Raw genomic sequence first — 17,245 nt, 5'->3', positions numbered from 1 at the left:
GCTCCCTCACCCCCAACCCCCTCTCCCCAGGGAGAGGGGGCTAGCAGGGGGTCAGCGGCGGCCGCGTTTCAGGTCTTCGGTGATCTGGATGTCGGCTTCCTGGCCGGAGATGCGGTGGCGGTAGACCTGGATGTTTTCGAGGACGCGCTGGATGTAATTGCGGGTCTCGGAGAAGGGGACGAACTCCACCCAGTCAACCGGGTCGATCTGGCCTGTGCGGGGGTCGCCATAATCGCGCACCCACTGGTTGGGCCGGGAGGGGCCGGCATTGTAGGCGGCCGCCGTCATGATGTAGCTGCCGCCGAACTGGCTGAGCAGGGTATCGAGGTGCAGGCCGCCCAGGGTCATGTTGTAGGCGGGGTCGGTGGTGAGCCAGGACTGCTGATAGGGCATGCCGCGCAGGCGGGCCTCGTTGCGCGCGGTGGACGGCATGAACTGCATCAGGCCGAGGGCGCCGACGGGGCTGCGGGCGTTGGGGTTGAACTCGCTCTCCTGGCGCGTGATGGCGAGCATGAAGGCGCGCTCCACCTGGGGCTGGCGCGAGAGGGGATGCATCAGCACCGGATAGGCCGCTTCGGGCGCCAGCACGCCCTTGAACAGCCCCGCCTTGCCGGCGCGCACGGCGGTATCGGGCTGGTCCATCTGGTGATTGAGCTGGGCGAGCAGCTCGAACTCCGCCGGGGTGGAGAGCACGTCATCGAGATGGTGGGAGAAGGTGCGGTAGGTGCCCATCTCGCCGGTGGCGCCGATGAGGCGCAGCGCGCGGACCATCGGGTTTGCCTCGAAGGCGGCGATTTCTTCCGGCGACGGAACGATTGGCGGGCCGAAATGGATCTTGCGGTCCCCGATCCGCTCCGCCGAGAGCTGGCCGTAATAGGTGTATTTATGAGCGGCGGCGGCGCTGTAGGCGATCAGGGCCTGGTCTGACTGGCCGAGGGCGTCGCGCGCGCGGCCGGTCCAGTACTGGCCACGCGTGAGACTGACGGGCGAGGAGACGCCGTTGGTCATCGTCTCGAAATGTTTCACGCCGCGGGTGGCGTCGCCATTCAGGCGCAGGGCGATCCAGCCGGCGAGCCATTCGGCCTCGGCAAAGTCAGAGCCGCTGGACATGCCATGCGGCGCGGTGAGGCTGTAGGCGCGGGCATAGTTGCGGGCTTTGAGATCATTGCGCACGGCGATGGCGCGCTCGCGCCAGAGACGGCTGCGCCCGGCGGCAGGCACGTCCTTCCCGTTGATCTGGGTCAGCAGCGGGGCGACAGCATCGTCCATGTTCTTGGCGCGGCGCCAGTTGGCGCGCTCATAGAGCAGGCCCGGATGGTTTTCGAGATTGGCCGGCACTGCGCGGATGGCGGCGTCGACATTGTTGGCGCGCTTCATCAGGGCGAGGCGCGCATCGGTGAGCTGGCGATAGTCGGTCGTGAGCTGAGGCTTAAGGGCTTCAGCGTCCGAGCGCTGGCCGGTCCAGAGGAGGAAATCGACGCGGGCGCGGTGGTCGTCCTGGCTGAGGGACTGGCCCCAGCGGGCAAGCACGGTGCGTTGAAGCGAGGAGTCCAGCGTGTTGCTCCGCCAGACATCGCGGATCACCTCTTCGGCCTTCGCGCTCTGCCCGGTCTGGCGCAGGGCATTGGCCAGGGCGACCTTGCCGGCGCCGGTGATGGGCCCGGACTCGGTGAGCCATTTCACCTTGGCTTCGGCAGAGAGCGAGCTGTCGTCGATGATCTCCTCGGCGCGGCGGCGCATCTTGTCGGTCTGCGGCCAGGTGGAGAGGGTGGTGAGGGCGAAGTTCAGCTCGTCGAAAGTGGTGCCGGGCACACCGTCAGCGGCGCGCTTCCAGAGGATGAGGTCGCGCACGGTGGGGTCGGCGGCGTCATATTGGAGGCGGGAGGCCTCACTCCAGGCGCCGCGATTGATGGCGGTGAAGGCGGCCTGCAGCTGGGCAATACTGGCCGGGCTGACCGGCTGGGCCGGCAGCAGGCTGGGCATGGCGGCGGGCAGCGGGGCGGGCGCGCCTGTGGGGGTGGCGAGCGGGGCGGCGCCCGGGCTGGCCGGAGCGGCGCCGGGCAGCTGAACACCAGGGGTGAGGGCGCGCAGCACCGGGGCGGGCGTGGCTTCCTCAGCCTGCGCGATAACCGGAGCCGGCGGGGAGGGCGAAGAATCGGCGCGCGGCTTCAGACTGGGGCTCTCGGGCCGGGAGGCGGCCGATGTGCCCGCAATCAGGAAAGAAATCGCCACAAAAACAGCGGAAATGCGGAGCATGGTTCGGCTCACCCAAGTTTATTTCTGCGCCAAAGCGTGACAAGTCTGAAGACAGAGCCTAGCACGCAAATCCCAACCAATCCCTGAACGGCACGTTAAAATGTTTCACGGCTCAATCCCAGCCCTTGTAACACCCTTCAAGAACGGCGCGATCGACGAAACCGCGTTTGCGGCGCTGGTCGAGCGCCAGATCGCAGGCGGATCGGCCGGCCTTGTGCCCGTTGGCACGACGGGCGAAACCTCGACGCTCTCGACCGAGGAGCACAAGCGGGTGGTCTCGCTTTGTGTAGAGGTGGCAGCAGGACGCGTGCCCGTGATCGCCGGGGCGGGCTCTAACTCGACCGATGAGGCAATCGATCTCGTGGCCCATGCCAAGGCTGCCGGGGCGGACGCGGCCCTCGTGGTGTGCCCCTATTACAACAATCCCAATCAGGATGGGCTGTACGCTCACTTTCGCGCGATCAACGACGCGGTCGCCCTGCCGGTGGTGCTTTACAATGTGCCGACCCGAACGGTGGTGGACCTGAAACCGGAAACCGTGGCGCGGCTGGCCGAGCTGCCCAACATTGTCGGCATCAAGGATGCCACCGGCGATATGGACCGGGTGACCTATCACTCCGCGCTGATCGGGGACCTCGAACAGTTCGTTCAGCTCTCGGGCGATGACCCGTCCGCTCTGGGCCATCTGGCCATGGGTGGGGCGGGGTGCATCTCGGTGACCGCGAATGTGGCGCCCGAAATGTGCGCGGCGATGCATGCGGCGTTCCGTGACGGCGACCTGGAAAGCGCCCGCGCCATCGAGCGGCGGCTGATCGCCCTGCACCGGGCAATGTTCTGCTCGCCTTCGCCGGGGCCGGCGAAATATGCCCTCTCGCGCCTGGGCCTCTGCGCGCCGGAGGTTCGCCTGCCGCTGACCGGGCCGGATGAAGCTGCGCGCGCGCAGATCGAAGCCGCCATGGCGCTGGCGGGGATCAATCCCTAAGTAGCGCGTATGGCGACGAAGAAGAACGAGCAGATCAAAGGGCGCACCGACGGGCTGGTGGCGGAGAACCGCCGCTCCCGGCGCGAGTATTCCGTGGAGGATACGCTGGAGGCCGGCATCATGCTGGTCGGCTCGGAAGTGAAATCCCTGCGCGAGGGGCGGGCGAACATTGCCGAAGCCTATGCCTCGGTGGAGCAGGGCGAGCTGTGGCTGATCAATGCCGAGATCCAGACCTATGGCGGGGCCAACCGCTTCAACCATGAGCCGCGGCGCAAGCGGAAGCTGCTCGTTTCCCGGCGCGAACTGGCAAAGCTTTCCCAGGAAGTGGAGCGGGCCGGGCGCACGATCGTGCCGCTGAAACTCTATTTCAACGACAAGGGCCGGGCGAAACTGCTGATCGGCGTCGCCACAGGCCGCAAGGCCCATGACAAGCGCGAGAACGAAGCCAAGCGCGACTGGCAACGCCAGAAGGCACGGATCCTGAAGGCGGGCTGAGCCCTCAGGCAGCGTGTTGCCGCTGAACCTGTAGCCGCATGTGGGGCAGCTGGGACATGGCGTGGTTGCCGAGCCAGTCATACGGGGCGTCGGTTAAGGAGAAGGCCAGCCTGCGGGCGGCGATTTCTTCCAGCAGCAGGCGGATGAGCATCATCGCGACATGGCGGCCGGGGCAGATATGCGCGCCGCCGCCAAAGGTGGTGATGCCGCGATGGTCACGGTCCAGCCGGAAACTAGCCGGATCGGTGAATACGGACGGATCATGATTACCCGCTGCCCAGAGCATGACGACAGGCGTGCCCTTCGGAATGCTGACACCGGCATAGCCTGTGTCCCGCAGGATGTAGCGCTTGAGGAAGACAACCGGCGGTTCGATGCGGAGCGCCTCCATGATGGCAGCGGGCAGTTTTTCCGGCGCGGCGAGCACGTCTGCATAGGCGGCGGGATTATGCAGCAGGGCGAAGAGGGTGTTCACGGCGCCGACGGCGGCCGTGTGGAATCCTTCCACGAGATTGCCTGCGAGCAGCTTGCCGACATTGGGGGGCACGATGCCCGCTTCTTCCGGATCGTCGGACGCGTCCACCCTGGCAAGGTCTGCTGCCAGTTCACTGACGAAAGGATGGGCGCCTTGTGACAGGCTGCGCAGGGCGGCGGTTTCCACGAGGCGGCCATAGGCGGCGGTGGAGGTGTCTGCCAGATGCAGGTCTTCCCGTGTCATCTGTATCAGGAACATGGCGGTCATGCCGCGCACGGCAATGATCGTCTCGGCCATTTCCGTATCCGTCATGCCGATGAGGCGGCCCCAGAAATGGGCGGTGAGCGGCTCGGCAATGTCTTCCACGAAGTCGATCTCGGGGCGCGTTTCAGCGGCGGCGAGAAGCTCGCGGACAACCTCGCGCGCAACCGGCTCCAGCAGGGTGGCCTGTTTGGGATTGAGCTGGCGCAGCAGCGTCATGCGCACCGGCATGTGGACGGGCGGATTAGCCGTGAACACCTGATGCGAGATGACCCCACCGATGCCCCCGCCGGGCGGCGGGGCCGCGCCATTGGGAAGCTGGTGGAGGCCGGGAAACATCACGCCGGGTGGCAGGGCGCCCACCTCGGGCAGGGCACCGAAAGCACGCAGGTCGCCATGGCGGAAGACGACGAGTTCGCCCGCTTCGGTGCGCAGGAGACGATGCGTGTCATCGGCAAAAATCCGCGCGCAGAAGGCGTGGAAACTGTCGCGGCCACCCAGGAAGCCGAGCGATTCGAGGCTGGTGAGCGAGGAAATGTCGGACATGGCAGCTTGCCTCCCCAAATTCAGTAGTTATCACTACTGAACATGAAGAGAGCACGCTGGCAATGATTTGTTGGGCTGGGCCTCAGAGCGTGAGGTCGAAGACCATTTTCATGGCACCTTCGGTGCGTTTGTCGAAGATGTCATAGGCGCGGGCGCCGTCTGAGAGCGGAAGGTTGTGGGTGATGTATTTTTCCGGCTTGAGGCGGCCGGACTGGACCAGCGGGATGAGTTCCGGCCATTCCTGCGGGACTGAACATGTCCCGATACGGAAGGTGAGGCCCATGCCGAAGGCTTTCGAGATGGGGAATTCCATTGTGCGATCCTGGGCGACGCCGATGACCGAGACCGTGCTGCGTTTGCCCGAGAGGCCGAGGGCGGCGCGGATGGTGGCGGTGTGGCCGACCGCTTCGATGACGCTGTCGCACATGCGGCCCTTTGTGGCCTCCTGGATGATGGCGCGTGCGTCTGCCGGGTCTGGCGTTTCAAGGCCGATGGCGCGGCCGGCGGCGCGGCGTTCTTCCACAAGATCGATGCCGAAGACGCGCGAAGCGCCCATGATGAAGGCGGCTTCTGCGGCGAGCAGGCCAATTGGACCAAGCCCGACGACGGCCACTGTGGCGCCGCGCTGGATATCGGCATTGCGCGCGCCGAACCAGGCGGTGGCGAGGGCATCGGTCATCATCAGGGCTTGATCGAGGCTGACACCGTCCGGAATTTTCTGGGCGTTGAAATCGGCGGCGGGCACACGGACGAATTCGGCCTGGCAGCCCTGCAGCTTTGACGAGAGGCCGTAACAGCCGCTGGCATTGTATTCGCAGCGGTTGACGACCCCGGCGAGGCAGGCGCGGCACTGGCCGCACCCGACGGCTGCCGAGATCATCACCTTGTCGCCGGCTTTCAGCTGGCGCACGCCCCGGCCAGCCTCAACCACTTCGCCGACTGCCTCATGGCCGACGCAATAGCCGGTATCCTCGGAGAAGGTTTCACCATGATAGATGTGCAGGTCACTGCCGCAGATGGCGCATTTGTCGACCTTGATAATCGCGTCGCGGTCATCGTGCAGCTCGGGATCATGCATCGTTTCATAGGCGATGTCGCGGGGGCCGCGATAGACGAGGGCTTTCATGGGAAACTTCTCCTTGAGCGGATGGATCAGCGCGCCGGAAGGGCGTTGTATTCCTGGATCTTCATCTTGCCGAGCTGGGACATGTGGACTTCATCCGGGCCGTCCGCGATGCGCAGGAAGCGGTTGAGGGTGAAGAAGTCTGCCACCGGCGTATCACCGCTGACGCCCATGCCGCCATGAGCCTGGATGGCGCGGTCACACACGGTCTGCGCCATCTGCGGGGCGATGACCTTGATGGCGGCGATGAGATCCTTGGCGACCTTGTTGCCATAGCGGTCCATCGCGTCGGCCGCTTTCAGCGTGAGCAGGCGGGCCATCTCGATTTCGCAGAAGCTTTTGGCAACGTCCTGGCGGATAGAGGATTGGTCGGCGAGCTTGCGGCCAAAGGCGACGCGGTTTTCGACGCGGCGGGCCATGATTTCCAGCGCGCGCTGGGCCTGGCCGATGGAGCGCATGCAGTGGTGGATGCGGCCCGGCCCGAGGCGGCCTTGCGCGATTTCAAAGCCGCGGCCTTCGCCGAGGATGAGGTTTTCCTTCGGCACGCGCACATTCTCAAAGCGCAGTTCGCATTCGCCGCCGGGGGAGTTCTTCGAGCCGAAGACGGTCTGCTGGCGGACGATAGTGATGCCCGGCGTGGTGGGCTCCACCAGGATTTGTGAATGCTGGGCGTGGCGCGGATTATCGAGCAGCGTCTTGCCCATGACGATCCAGATCTTGCAATTGGGGTTCATCGCGCCGGAGATCCACCATTTGCGCCCGTTGAGGACGTAATGGTCGCCGTCCGGAATGATGGTGAGCTCAAGGTTTGTCGCGTCAGAGGAGGCGACCTGCGGCTCGGTCATCACATAGGCCGAGCGGATGGTGCCTTCGAGCAGGGGTTTCAGCCAGCGCTCCTGCTGGGCAGGCGAGCCGAACTTGGCGAGGACTTCCATATTGCCGGTGTCAGGCGCCGAGCAGTTGAAGAATTCCGAGGAATGCGGCACGCGGCCCATGATTTCCGCCAGCGGAGCATATTCCAGATTGGTGAGGCCGGGGCTGAACTCGCCATATTCATGTGGCAGGAAGAGGTTCCACAGGCCTTCGCCGCGCGCGATATCCTTCAGCTTGTCAATGCCCGGCCAGCGCTTCCAGAGATTTTCCGGATCATCGTTCCAGTCTACCTGTTCCTGCTCGGAGGGGTAGACGTGCTTGTCGAAGAAGGCCTCCAGGCGGGCAATCAGGTCTTTGGTCTTGGCACTATGTTCAAACTGCATGGGGTGGTCCTGTCTGCGTTTTCGTTTCTTGTGGGGAAGGGGTGTCAGCTGATCCAGCGCAGGGCGCGTTCGAGCAGCCAGATGGTGCGGCGGTGGAGATCGTCGCCGGTCTCCTTCGGGGCCTTGCCGGCGCAGGCGCGCGCATAGGTGCCCTCAAGGATGATGCCGAGCTTGTAGCAGGCGAGCACGCTGTACCAGTGGAGGCCTGAGAGGTCGCGGGTGGTCTGCCCGGCATAGTGGGCGACGAGTTCGTCCGCTGTCGGAAAACCTTCCCAGGGCTGGACAGCGACTGTGCCGGCGCTGGATTTGTCGGCTTCATCCGGCCAGGTGGCGAGGAGCCAGCCGAGATCGAGCAGGGGATCGCCGATCGTGGTCAGCTCCCAATCGACGATGGCAGCAAGGCGCGGGGCATCAAAACGGAACATGACATTGGCGAGGTGATAGTCGCCATGGATGATGCCGGGCTGGAAGCTCCGGGGACGGTTTGCGTCCAGCCAGTCGCCCACCCGGTTTATGCCGGGAATGTCCTTGCGGCCGTCCCATTCGGGGATTTCGGCATAGCTTTCCAGCTGCGCCTTCCAGCGGCCGACCTGGCGTTCGAGATAATTGTCGACCTTGCCGAGCCCTTCGAGGCCGAGGGCGATATAGTCCTGCGCGCCAAGGGCAGCGATGCCATCGACCAGAGAGAGGCCCATCTGGTGGCGCAGCTCTGGCGAGGCGGCGAAGGGTTCGGGCAGGCCGGTGGTGGCGTTGTAGCCGTCGATGGGTTCCATCAGATAGAAGGCAGCGCCGAGGACTGTTTCGTCCGGGCACGCCGCAATCAGACCGGGATGGGGGACATTTGTGCCCTTCAGGGCGGCCAGCATGCGGGCTTCGCGGCGCATTGTTTCGTTGGAATTGACCCGCAGCACGGGGGGCGGGCGGCGCAGCACATAGGTGCGCCCGGCGCGCATGAATTTCAGGAGGATGTTCTGCGTGCCGCCCGCGAGGCGAACATCATTCTCGATGGGGCCGCTGCCGAGGCCCTGGCTGTCCATCCACGCCGCCAGCGCAGCGAGATCTACAGGATTGCTCACGATTTTCCTCCCGGCGGTTATTCTTTTAAATCAATTGGATAATATGGTTGACTGAAAGCGCGGCTTTTTGCAAGCATGCCGTATGGTCCGCCTGCACGAAAAAACCGAGAGTGAAGCTGTCGAGGCGCTGAAACGCGCCGCGATGAAGCTGTTTGCTGAGCGCGGCGTGGACGGGGTGACCGTGCGGGAGATCGCCGCCGCGGCCGGGCAGCGGAATCACGGCGCGGTGGGGTATCATTTCGGCTCGAAGGCCGATCTTATCCGGGCGCTGATCGTGGACGGGGCAAAGCTGATCAACGACCGGCGCAACGCGGCGCTGGACGCGCTGGAGGCGTCTGGCGAGACGCTGACGCTGGAAGATGTGCTGGGCATCATCGTTTACCCGTCCGTGGACCTCACCCCGGAGGGGGAGGAGGAATGCTATAACCGGTTCATCGTCCTCTTTTCGATGACGCACCGGGCACTGTTCATGGAGGCGCTGGGCGGACAGTGGAACTCCGGCTTCAAGCGATGCCTTGAGCATTTGCGCGGCTTCATGGGGCATCTGCCACGGGCCAAGCAGACCGAGCGGATCGTGTTTCTGGAATCCTATCTCGGCTCTGTGCTGGCAGCGCGGGAGGCGCGGCTGGCCGATACGAGCCGGGCACATCCCACCTGGTCGCGCCCCGCGATCCTGCAGCATCTGGTGGCAACCATGGTGGCGATCGTGCGGGCGCCCTGAGGGCGGGAGGATCTGCTTCAGGCGTGATCCGGGCCGATGCGGAACCAGTCACATATCTTCACCGCGAGCGCCTGACCCTCGGCGCCGGAAACCTCCGTCAGCCAGGCGTCAAGGCGCAGGGCAAATTCGCTGAAGGTTTCTTCGGCCCGTTCCAGCGCGGCGGCGAGTTCATCATAGGTGATCGGGAGGGTTTCATCCTCTGCCTCATTGTCCATGTCCGTATGCAGAAGGAGACCGCTGGGCAGGGGCTCGACACCGGGAGAGGGATCATGGCCGAGCCAGGGCGTGCCTTCGCCTTCCAGCGCCCAATACCATTCCCGCCAGCTTTCCAGGCCGCAGCAGCAGGACGGCTCGATCATGTAATCGCCCTTCAGGAGGATAAGACCGCCGGGAAGGATCTGTTCCTCGCGGGCAAGCAGGCCGGCCGTGATGGCGGGCAGGGTGGCGGGGGTTTCCTCATCGTGTTCCTTGCCATAGTCGAAGAGGGCGATGAGGAAAGCAGACAGCGCTTCCGGGGGCATGCTGCCATCAAGGAAATGAAAAGGGGTGTGCCGGCCAGGATAGCTCTCGCCTTCATAGCAGGGGCACAGCTGCAGGATCATGCCACCGCCTTGCGGGCCTCAGCGAAGACGGCTTCGAACATTTCCGGGGTGAGCCGGCCGGTGTTCGTGTTGTAGCGGGAGCAGTGATAGGAGGAGAGGAGGGTGACGGGTTTGCCGTTTGCCGCAACCTCATACTTTGTTCCGTGGCCGAACGGATATTGAGCAACCTTGAGACCCAGCGCGCGCAGCGTGGAATCGTGGCTGATCTTGCCGAGGCAGAGGATCACTTTGAGCTTAGGCAGGGAAGCAATGCGCGCTTCCAGAAAGGGGCGGCACTGGTTAATCTCGGCGCCGACGGGCTTGTTTTCCGGGGGCACGCAGCGCACGGCATTGGTGATCATCGCGCCGGTGAGTTTCAGACCGTCATTGGGATCGGCGGCGAAGGTGCCTTCGCTGAAGCCGAACTTGTCGAGCGTGGCATAGAGCAGATCCCCCGCCCAATCGCCCGTGAACGGACGGCCCGTGCGGTTGGCCCCGGTTACGCCGGGGGCGAGGCCGACGATGAGCAGTTCTGCATTGTCCTTGCCGAAGCTGGGCACGGCCCCGTTGAACCAGGTGGGTTCCTTGGCCTGCACCGCTTCGCGGTAGGCCACTAGGCGTGGGCAGAGGGGGCAGTCGCGAGGGGCTTCAGGGGCGGCGGTGATTTTTTTCATGGCCGCCTCTTAACCCCTTCTCCCCGGGGGGAGAAGGGGTTTCAAGGGTTAGTATCCGTCCGCGCTGCCGTCCTTACGCATCTCTGTGGCGGCGATCCAGGCGCCGGAGCGGAAGTCGCGCATGATGGCCTGGTAGCCGCCATAATTGGCTTCGCAGCAGGCGACTTCATAGCCGCGGGCTTCGAGGTCATCGGCAATGCCGGCAAAGCCACGCTCCAGCATGACCTTGCCGGTGCCGGTGTTGCAATCATCGCCGAGGGCGTTAGTGGGCTCACAGCCGCCATCATGTTCCCAGCGGGCCGCGTCGCCGGCTTCCTGGAGGCCCATGCCAAAGTCGATCAGGTTGGTGATGATCTGGACATGGCCCTGCGGCTGGGTGGCGCCGCCCATCAGGCCGAAGCTGAGCCAGGGCTCATAAGGGCAGGCGAGTTCCGGCGCGGTGGCGCGGACCTGGCAGCCGGGCAGGTCTTTCCGGAAGGCGAAGGCCGGGATGATGGTGTGGAAGGGCCGTTTGCCGCCCTCGAAGACGTTGGGATGATCCGGATCAAGACTGAAGAGTTCGCCCCGGTCCTGGAACATAAAGCCCATGCCATCGGCCACGAGACCGGACCCCATGCCGCGATAGTTGGACTGGATCAGGGAGACCATCATGCCGTCCTTATCGGTGACGGTGAGGTAGGTGGTGTCGCCCTGGCGCAGGACGGCATCGGTGACTTCCGTGCCCGGAGCAACCTCCGGCATGGCGCGGGAAGGGTCGATCAGCTCAGCTTTCCTGGCATTATAGCCGGGGGCCACGAAGATTGACGGATCAACGCCGGAGAAAGCGGGGTCTGAATATCCGAGCGCCCTGTCTGCGAAAGCAAGGCGCTTGGCCTCGACCATCGCCGTGACCGTATCTGCGGAGCCAAAGCCCATGGATTTCAGATCAAAGGTTTCCAGCATTTCCAGCATCTGCAGGGCGGCGACGCCTTGCGTATTGGGGCCAAGCTCGCAGACCTTCACTTCGCCGCGATACTCGATACAGATCGGCTCAATCCACTCGCCCTTGTGGGCGGAGAAATCATCATAGTCGAGCTTGCTGCCGGCGCGGCCGAGATAGTTTGCCATGTTCCGGGCCATGACGCCCTTGTAGAATTCGTTGCGGCCTTTGGCGCCAAGGGTTTCCAGCGTATTCGCGAGGTCCGGATTCTGGAACAGGGAGCCGGCCACCGGGGCGGGGCTGAAATAGGTTTTCTTCGCGTTGGCGTATTCTTCCAGCTCGCCGCGCTCAAAAGCCGGCTCGAAACGGCTCTCGCCGCGCGACCAGTACCAGGCGATCATTTCCGGGATGGGGGCGCCGCTGCGGGCATAGCGGACGGTGGGGGCGAGATTGTCCGCCATCGGACGCTTGCCGAACTTTTCATGCAGGGCGAACCAGCCATCGACTGTGCCGGGCACGGTGACGGTGATCGCGCCATATTTCGGCAGCTTTTTTCCGTCCTCGAACTGATCGGCTTTCGCCTGCGCGTCAGCCAGTGTGGCATCCATCGCGGAGAGGCCCGATCCGTTATAGCCATAGAGCTTTTGCGTTTGCGGATCCCAGACGATGGCAAAGAGATCCCCGCCAATGCCGTTGCCGGTCGGCTCGACCAGGCCAAGCATCGCATTGGCGGCGATGGCGGCGTCAACGGCCGAGCCGCCGGCTTTCAGCACGTCAATTGCGGTTTGCGTGGCCAGCGGGTGCGCTGTGGCGGCGGCCCCATTGGGGGCGACCACGGCAGAGCGGGTGGCGATGGGGTGGCCGCTTTCGGGGCGCTGGCCGGTCATCGGGAAGGCGGCGTTGTCGAGCTGGGGCGCAGCATCTGGCGCCGGGCTGACAGCCGCGGCGGGGGCCGCTTCCGGGGCGGGCGCCGGCGTCTGGGCACAGGCGGAAAGGGCAAAGGCGCAGGCGCCGCCGATGAGAGCGGGCAACAGGGCGGGTTTCACTCGAATCCTCCTCCGCCACGGCGGGCGTCTTTCGGGAAATAATGGCTGGCAAGGCGCCCGGCGATCTGTTCACCGGTGCGGGCAAAGCGGGCTTCTGCCTCGACCGCGCGGCCATCGCAGATGCGGAACTGGTCGCTGGTCTGGCTGTAAGTCTGGTTGAAGGCAGAAACGAGCGAGGAGCGCAGATTGCCAGGCTCGGGCGCTTCCACGGCCAGCAGGTCGGCCATATAGCGGCGCCAGTACTGGTCTTCATTGCCATTGCAGAGCACGCGGATGGCATGGGCCCCGCCCAGAACGCCTGCCAGATCGGCGGCGTCGCGGAAATAATCTGGCCCCCGAACGGGCAGGTTTCCCTGCGGCAGGGCAGGCAGCGCGCTTGTGCTGGCCGCAAGGGCCAAGCTAAGCAGGCAGGCATGAAAACGCTTCTTCTTCATGCGCGGACTTTCGCGCGCATCGCGCCCCGGCTCAAGGGGCTGAACGCCGCTCTGAACATCGTGACGGTGGACGACGCCCAACGCTTCCATGATGCCTGGACCTCCACCGCCCTGGAGACGCCGCCGGAGGTGCATCTGGCGTTTGGCAACATTGATGCCTTCTATTCTCCGTCTGTGCGGGAATTCATGACGGCGATCCTCAAGAGTCCCGACTTTGACTGGTTCCAGTCGGCCGCCGCCGGCATTGAAAACCCGGCCCTGGTGGCCATCGGCCAGAAGGCCAAGCGCTACACCACCAACCATACCCAGGCCGAAGCGATGGCCGAATGGGCGATCTGGCAGGGGCTGGACTTCCTCCGGAATGGTCCGGGACACCGGGCAAACCAGGCGCAGGGCAAATGGGAGCGCATCCGCGTGCGGGAGATGAACGGCTCGCGCTGGCTGATCGTCGGCTATGGCTCGATCGGCCAGGCGGTGGGCAAGCGGGTGACCGCCCTGGGCGGGGTCGTGACGGGCATGCGGCGCACGCCGGGACCGGCCGAGGGCGCCGCGCGGATTGCGCCGCCAGATGCGCTGATGGCGGAATTGCCCGGGGCGGATGTCGTGCTGCTCTGCCCGCCGCATACGCCGGAGACCGAGGGCATGGCGAACGCCGGCTTCTTTGCGGCGATGAACCCCGAGGCCCTGTTCCTCAATCTGGGGCGCGGCGCGCTGGTGGATGAGGCGGCACTGATGGCGGCGCTGGACGCCGGGCGGCCGGCCTTTGCGGCGCTGGATGTGACGCAGATCGAGCCTCTGCCGGCTGAAAGCGCCCTCTGGCGACATCACAAGATCGTGATCACGCCGCATGACAGCTCCGATACGCCCGGAACCATTGCGCGCGGGGACGAGACTTTTCTTGCCAACCTGCGGCACTATCTGGACAATGAAACGTTGAAGCATCTCGTAGACCGGTCTGCCTTTGTGACCGGTTGATCCGGATACAGAGGAGTTACCCCTATGCGACATCTGAAACTTGTTTCCGCCGCGGCCCTTGCGGCGGGCATGGCACTTGCCGCCTGCGCGACACCTGCAGAAAACTCAGCTGCCGGCGGGGAGGGCAGTTTTGCCGTCACAGGCTCTGACCGGGTAAAGCTGACGGCCACCCCGCTGGAAACCTTTGATGCGCCCTGGGCGATGACATTTCTTCCCGATGGGCGCGCGCTGGTGACCGAGAAAGCGGGCACCTTCTGGCTGCTGAACAGCGATGGCACCAAGGCGGGCGAGATCACCGGCGGGCCGGAAGTCCAGCCCTGGGGGCAGGGCGGACTTGCTGACGTGATCCTTCATCCTGACTTTGCCGAGACCGGCGAAATCTATCTTTCCTATTCGGCGCGCGAGCCCGAAGACATGGAACAGTCGAATGCCGTGGTGGAGCTTGCCAGGCTGAGCCTGACAGAAACGGGCGGCGCGCTCAGTGAGCGGAAGGTCATCTGGGAGCAGACGCCCAAGCATACCGGCAGCGGGCACTACGCCCACCGGATGGTTGTCTCGCCGGACCGGCACCTCTTCATCACCTCGGGAGACCGGCAGCTGTTCACGCCCGCGCAGGACATGAACAGCAATATGGGCAAGATTGTCCGCCTCAATCTGGATGGCAGTGTGCCGGCGGATAATCCGTTTGCCGATCAAGGCGGCGTTGCTGCGCAGGTCTGGACACTGGGCCATCGCAATCCGCTGGGCATCGACTTTGATAGTTCCGGCCGCCTCTGGGCGCAGGAGATGGGCCCGGCGCATGGGGATGAGCTGAACCTCATCGTGCGCGGCGAGAATTACGGCTACCCGGAAGTCTCCAATGGCGATCACTATGATGGCCGCAAGATTCCCAACCATGACACACGGCCTGAATTTGCCGCGCCGGCAGTCTATTGGGTGCCGGCGATCAGCCCGGCTGGGCTCGTCATCTATTATGGCGGCGTGTTCCCGGACTGGAGCGGCAATGCGTTCATTGGCGGCCTTTCCTCGCAGGCGCTGATCCGCGTCGAGATCGATGAGGAGACCGCGAGCGCTTCGGAAGGCGGGCGGTATAGCTGGGACAAGCGTATCCGCGAGGTGGAAGAAGGACCGGACGGGGCGATCTATGTGCTGGAAGATGGCGATAATGGCCGTCTGATCCGCCTGACGCCTGCCAGCAACTAGCCGGGCGGTTGCCATCCGGCGCGACTTTGAGCAGACATGGGCGGACCAGTTCCGGGGGCCGCCCATGATCCGCACATTCACCAATACCGATGGCCGCTTCGTCCATTCCGGCGATACGCTCGAGCATCTGGATGGAGCCGTATGGGTGGATATCCTGCGGCCGAGCAGGGACGAAGAAAGCGCCGTCGAGCGCGCGCTTGGCATTGATGTGCCGACCATCGAGGAAATGAGCGAGATTGAAGTGTCCAGCCGTCTCTACACGGAGGACGGGGCCACCTTCATGACCACCATGATGCTGTCGCACACCGATGGGGACAACGTGATGCTCTCCCCCATCACCTTCATCCTGAAGGGGGAACAGCTGGTGACCGTACGCTATGCCGAGCCGCGCTCCATCGACGCGTTCATCGCGCGGTGCCAGAAAAACGCGACCTATACTGCAGACGGCGTGGTGACCGGCCTGCTGGAGGGGTTGATCGAGCGAATCGGGGATGTGCTTGAGCGGACAGGGCACGAGCTTGACGATCTCTCCGACAATATCTTCGTTATCCCGCAGCCCCAGACGAAAGAAGCTGCGCCAGCGAGAAACCCTGCGAAGCCGGAAAAACGCAAGCCGCGCAATTACCAGTCCGTGCTCGAACAGATTGGCCGCAAGGGGGATCTCTTGTCGAAAGTGCGCGAAAGCCTGGTTTCTTTTCAGCGTCTCCTGGCTTTTGGCGCCGAGATTGCCGCCAGCCGTAAGCCGGGCAAGGAATATGAAGGGCGCATCCGCACCCTGTCGCGCGATGTGCAGTCGCTGAGCGATCACACAACCTTCCTGACACAGAAGATCAACTTCCTGCTCGATGCCACGCTCGGCATGATCAATATCGAGCAGACGGGCATCATCAAGATTTTTTCGGTGGCGGCGGTGGTTTTCCTGCCGCCGACGCTGATCGCGTCGATCTACGGCATGAACTTCGAATACATGCCGGAACTTTCCTGGCCTTACGGCTATCCGATGGCGATTGGCCTGATGATCCTCTCGGCCATCGTGCCTTACCAGTTCTTCAAGTGGCGCGGCTGGCTTTAGGCCCGCCGCGCCCTGAAGGGATCAGGCTGTCGTCTTCACACGGAGCGCTGACATGCGGTCGATGGTGGCTTCCGCGTCGCGCATGATGTCGGCAACGATTTCGGCAACAGGCTTCACTTCCTTCACGCCGCCGGCCGACTGGCCCATGGCGAAGCAGGACTTGTCCATCGAGAGTTTGGCTTCATCCGTGATCCCCCCAATGCCGCCGATAACACCGGTCTGGGTGGAGTGGATCGCCTGGAAGGGGAAGGGCTTAATGTCCTGCGGGCGGCTTTCCCAGTCATTGATGTAGTCGTTCGTGCGGCAGCGCATCGGTTTGCCCGAATAGCAGCGGGTGCGGGTGGTGTCGGTGTCGTCTGCCGTGACGACGGCGTCTTTGTACATGTTGGCGGCGTGCGCTTCGGCCGAGGCGATGAAGCGCGTGCCCATCCAGACGCCTTGGGCGCCAAGGGCGAGGGAGGCGGCCAGGCCGCGGCCATCATAGATACCGCCGGCAGCAATAACCGGGATCTTCACCGCTTCGACGGCCTGGGCGACGAGCGGAAGGGTGCCGACGAGGCCGGTATGGCCGCCGCCTTCGCCACCCTGCAGGATCACGGCGTCGCACCCGGCCTGCTCGGCCTTGATGGCATGTTTAACGGCGCCGCCAACGACCATGACTTTCAGGCCGGCTTTTTTCAGGCGCTCCATGATCGGCATCGGCACGCCGAGACCGGCGACGAAGCTGTCAGCGCCGCCATTGATGATCACATCGACCGATTCTTCGAGGCTTTCCGGGCTGGCGGCCAGAAGGTCGACGCCGAACGGCTTGTCGGTCAGCTGGCGCACCTTTTTCATCTGCCCGGCAATGAAATCCGGCGAGGTGCCGGCCATGCCGAGGACGCCATAGCCACCCGCATTACACATGGCGGCGCAAACTTCCGCATAGGAAACCCCGCCCATGCCAGCGAGCATGATTGGGTGCTGAACTTTTAGCAGATCAGTGAGGCGTGTCTTGATGGCCATCTTCTTTGTCCCTTTACCGGAGCGAATGCTTGGGTTGAGGGCTAAACTGCCGCCGCAGCGTCAACGCAAGAGCAGAAGCGAAGTGCCAATCTTGCCTTTTTTGCCGCCACTTTGCCGCAATCTGGCCGTGATCGCCCGCCAGAGT

Annotated in this window: 16 protein-coding genes; 6 read left to right on the top strand and 10 right to left on the bottom strand. The window is 64.2% G+C overall.

Features of this window, described 5'->3' with window-relative positions; genetic code table 11:
* Positions 1-51: 51 nt before the first annotated feature.
* Positions 52-2,256 carry a lytic transglycosylase domain-containing protein gene (locus BBF93_RS14810; RefSeq protein ID WP_051612525.1) on the bottom strand — a complete coding sequence of 735 codons (2,205 nt, stop codon included), beginning with the start codon at positions 2,254-2,256 and terminating at the stop codon, positions 52-54.
* A gap of 100 nt (positions 2,257-2,356) precedes the next feature.
* Between BBF93_RS14810 and dapA the strand changes: the two genes are divergently transcribed.
* Positions 2,357-3,238 carry a 4-hydroxy-tetrahydrodipicolinate synthase gene (dapA, locus tag BBF93_RS14805; RefSeq protein WP_035598289.1) on the top strand — a complete coding sequence of 294 codons (882 nt, stop codon included), beginning with the start codon at positions 2,357-2,359 and terminating at the stop codon, positions 3,236-3,238.
* Positions 3,239-3,247: 9 nt separating this feature from the next.
* A complete protein-coding gene (gene smpB, locus BBF93_RS14800) occupies positions 3,248-3,733 on the top strand; it encodes an SsrA-binding protein SmpB (protein WP_035598287.1) in 486 nt (161 codons plus the stop codon).
* Between the two features lie 4 nt (positions 3,734-3,737).
* Here smpB and BBF93_RS14795 read toward each other — a convergent pair whose 3' ends face one another.
* The 4 genes from BBF93_RS14795 to BBF93_RS14780 form a co-directional block, all read right to left on the bottom strand.
* Complete coding sequence (locus BBF93_RS14795; RefSeq protein WP_114106438.1) at positions 3,738-5,015, bottom strand: cytochrome P450; 1,278 nt, start codon at positions 5,013-5,015, stop codon at positions 3,738-3,740.
* An 82-nt stretch (positions 5,016-5,097) separates the two neighbouring features.
* Positions 5,098-6,141, bottom strand: coding sequence for an alcohol dehydrogenase family protein (locus BBF93_RS14790; RefSeq protein ID WP_114106437.1), 1,044 nt, complete (start codon positions 6,139-6,141; stop codon positions 5,098-5,100).
* Between the two features lie 26 nt (positions 6,142-6,167).
* On the bottom strand, positions 6,168-7,394 hold the full coding sequence (locus BBF93_RS14785; protein WP_114106436.1) for an acyl-CoA dehydrogenase family protein: 1,227 nt from the start codon (positions 7,392-7,394) through the stop codon (positions 6,168-6,170).
* Between the two features lie 44 nt (positions 7,395-7,438).
* A complete protein-coding gene (locus BBF93_RS14780; protein ID WP_370454425.1) occupies positions 7,439-8,491 on the bottom strand; it encodes a phosphotransferase family protein in 1,053 nt (350 codons plus the stop codon).
* A 61-nt stretch (positions 8,492-8,552) separates the two neighbouring features.
* On the opposite strand from BBF93_RS14780, the gene BBF93_RS14775 reads away from it, so the two are divergent.
* Positions 8,553-9,191: a TetR/AcrR family transcriptional regulator gene (locus BBF93_RS14775; protein ID WP_114106434.1), complete on the top strand. Its 639-nt coding sequence runs from the start codon at positions 8,553-8,555 to the stop codon at positions 9,189-9,191.
* A gap of 17 nt (positions 9,192-9,208) precedes the next feature.
* Here BBF93_RS14775 and BBF93_RS14770 read toward each other — a convergent pair whose 3' ends face one another.
* The 4 genes from BBF93_RS14770 to BBF93_RS19575 are packed head-to-tail and all read right to left on the bottom strand — an operon-like array spanning position 9,209 to position 12,845.
* Positions 9,209-9,793: a hypothetical protein gene (locus BBF93_RS14770; protein ID WP_114106433.1), complete on the bottom strand. Its 585-nt coding sequence runs from the start codon at positions 9,791-9,793 to the stop codon at positions 9,209-9,211.
* Positions 9,790-10,446 (bottom strand): uracil-DNA glycosylase, encoded by a 657-nt coding sequence (locus tag BBF93_RS14765; protein WP_035598270.1) that lies wholly within the window; start codon positions 10,444-10,446, stop codon positions 9,790-9,792. The genes BBF93_RS14770 and BBF93_RS14765 overlap by 4 nt, the downstream gene beginning before the upstream one ends.
* A gap of 48 nt (positions 10,447-10,494) precedes the next feature.
* Positions 10,495-12,411, bottom strand: a complete 1,917-nt coding sequence (locus BBF93_RS14760; protein ID WP_114106432.1) for a gamma-glutamyltransferase family protein — start codon at positions 12,409-12,411, stop codon at positions 10,495-10,497.
* On the bottom strand, positions 12,408-12,845 hold the full coding sequence (locus BBF93_RS19575; protein ID WP_051612523.1) for a TIGR02301 family protein: 438 nt from the start codon (positions 12,843-12,845) through the stop codon (positions 12,408-12,410). Before BBF93_RS19575 ends, BBF93_RS14760 begins: the two co-directional genes overlap by 4 nt.
* On the opposite strand from BBF93_RS19575, the gene BBF93_RS14755 reads away from it, so the two are divergent.
* The 3 genes from BBF93_RS14755 (at position 12,825) to BBF93_RS14745 (ending at position 16,095) form a co-directional block, all read left to right on the top strand.
* Positions 12,825-13,820 (top strand): D-2-hydroxyacid dehydrogenase, encoded by a 996-nt coding sequence (locus BBF93_RS14755; RefSeq protein WP_162786583.1) that lies wholly within the window; start codon positions 12,825-12,827, stop codon positions 13,818-13,820. The two genes, BBF93_RS19575 and BBF93_RS14755, sit on opposite strands and share 21 nt — an antisense overlap.
* Before the next feature lie 24 nt (positions 13,821-13,844).
* On the top strand, positions 13,845-15,023 hold the full coding sequence (locus BBF93_RS14750; RefSeq protein ID WP_035598264.1) for a PQQ-dependent sugar dehydrogenase: 1,179 nt from the start codon (positions 13,845-13,847) through the stop codon (positions 15,021-15,023).
* 64 nt (positions 15,024-15,087) lie between these two features.
* Complete coding sequence (locus BBF93_RS14745) at positions 15,088-16,095, top strand: magnesium transporter CorA family protein (RefSeq protein ID WP_035598261.1); 1,008 nt, start codon at positions 15,088-15,090, stop codon at positions 16,093-16,095.
* A 21-nt stretch (positions 16,096-16,116) separates the two neighbouring features.
* Here the strand turns inward: BBF93_RS14745 and BBF93_RS14740 are convergent, their stop codons facing one another.
* Entirely contained in the window at positions 16,117-17,100 is a 984-nt protein-coding gene (locus tag BBF93_RS14740) for a nitronate monooxygenase family protein (protein WP_035598258.1), read from the bottom strand.
* Between the last annotated feature and the right edge of the window lie 145 nt (positions 17,101-17,245).

Origin of the sequence: Hyphomonas sp. CACIAM 19H1 (assembly GCF_003325995.1) — a bacterium.
Taxonomy (GTDB): domain Bacteria; phylum Pseudomonadota; class Alphaproteobacteria; order Caulobacterales; family Hyphomonadaceae; genus Hyphomonas; species Hyphomonas polymorpha.
The sequence above is the reverse complement of the archived record's forward strand: the minus strand, read 5'-3'. Positions and strand labels throughout refer to the sequence as shown.

What these genes read in the sequence shown, in the direction of transcription:
- BBF93_RS14810 (WP_051612525.1), bottom strand. Translation starts at nt 2,256, where the DNA reads ATGCTCCGCATTTCCGCTGTTTTTGTGGCGATTTCTTTCCTGATTGCG.
- smpB (WP_035598287.1), top strand. Translation starts at nt 3,248, where the DNA reads ATGGCGACGAAGAAGAACGAGCAGATCAAAGGGCGCACCGACGGGCTG.
- BBF93_RS19575 (WP_051612523.1), bottom strand. Translation starts at nt 12,845, where the DNA reads ATGAAGAAGAAGCGTTTTCATGCCTGCCTGCTTAGCTTGGCCCTTGCG.
- BBF93_RS14765 (WP_035598270.1), bottom strand. Translation starts at nt 10,446, where the DNA reads ATGAAAAAAATCACCGCCGCCCCTGAAGCCCCTCGCGACTGCCCCCTC.
- BBF93_RS14795 (WP_114106438.1), bottom strand. Translation starts at nt 5,015, where the DNA reads ATGTCCGACATTTCCTCGCTCACCAGCCTCGAATCGCTCGGCTTCCTG.
- BBF93_RS14750 (WP_035598264.1), top strand. Translation starts at nt 13,845, where the DNA reads ATGCGACATCTGAAACTTGTTTCCGCCGCGGCCCTTGCGGCGGGCATG.
- BBF93_RS14740 (WP_035598258.1), bottom strand. Translation starts at nt 17,100, where the DNA reads ATGGCCATCAAGACACGCCTCACTGATCTGCTAAAAGTTCAGCACCCA.
- BBF93_RS14755 (WP_162786583.1), top strand. Translation starts at nt 12,825, where the DNA reads ATGAAAACGCTTCTTCTTCATGCGCGGACTTTCGCGCGCATCGCGCCC.
- dapA (WP_035598289.1), top strand. Translation starts at nt 2,357, where the DNA reads ATGTTTCACGGCTCAATCCCAGCCCTTGTAACACCCTTCAAGAACGGC.
- BBF93_RS14790 (WP_114106437.1), bottom strand. Translation starts at nt 6,141, where the DNA reads ATGAAAGCCCTCGTCTATCGCGGCCCCCGCGACATCGCCTATGAAACG.
- BBF93_RS14770 (WP_114106433.1), bottom strand. Translation starts at nt 9,793, where the DNA reads ATGATCCTGCAGCTGTGCCCCTGCTATGAAGGCGAGAGCTATCCTGGC.
- BBF93_RS14745 (WP_035598261.1), top strand. Translation starts at nt 15,088, where the DNA reads ATGATCCGCACATTCACCAATACCGATGGCCGCTTCGTCCATTCCGGC.
- BBF93_RS14775 (WP_114106434.1), top strand. Translation starts at nt 8,553, where the DNA reads ATGGTCCGCCTGCACGAAAAAACCGAGAGTGAAGCTGTCGAGGCGCTG.
- BBF93_RS14785 (WP_114106436.1), bottom strand. Translation starts at nt 7,394, where the DNA reads ATGCAGTTTGAACATAGTGCCAAGACCAAAGACCTGATTGCCCGCCTG.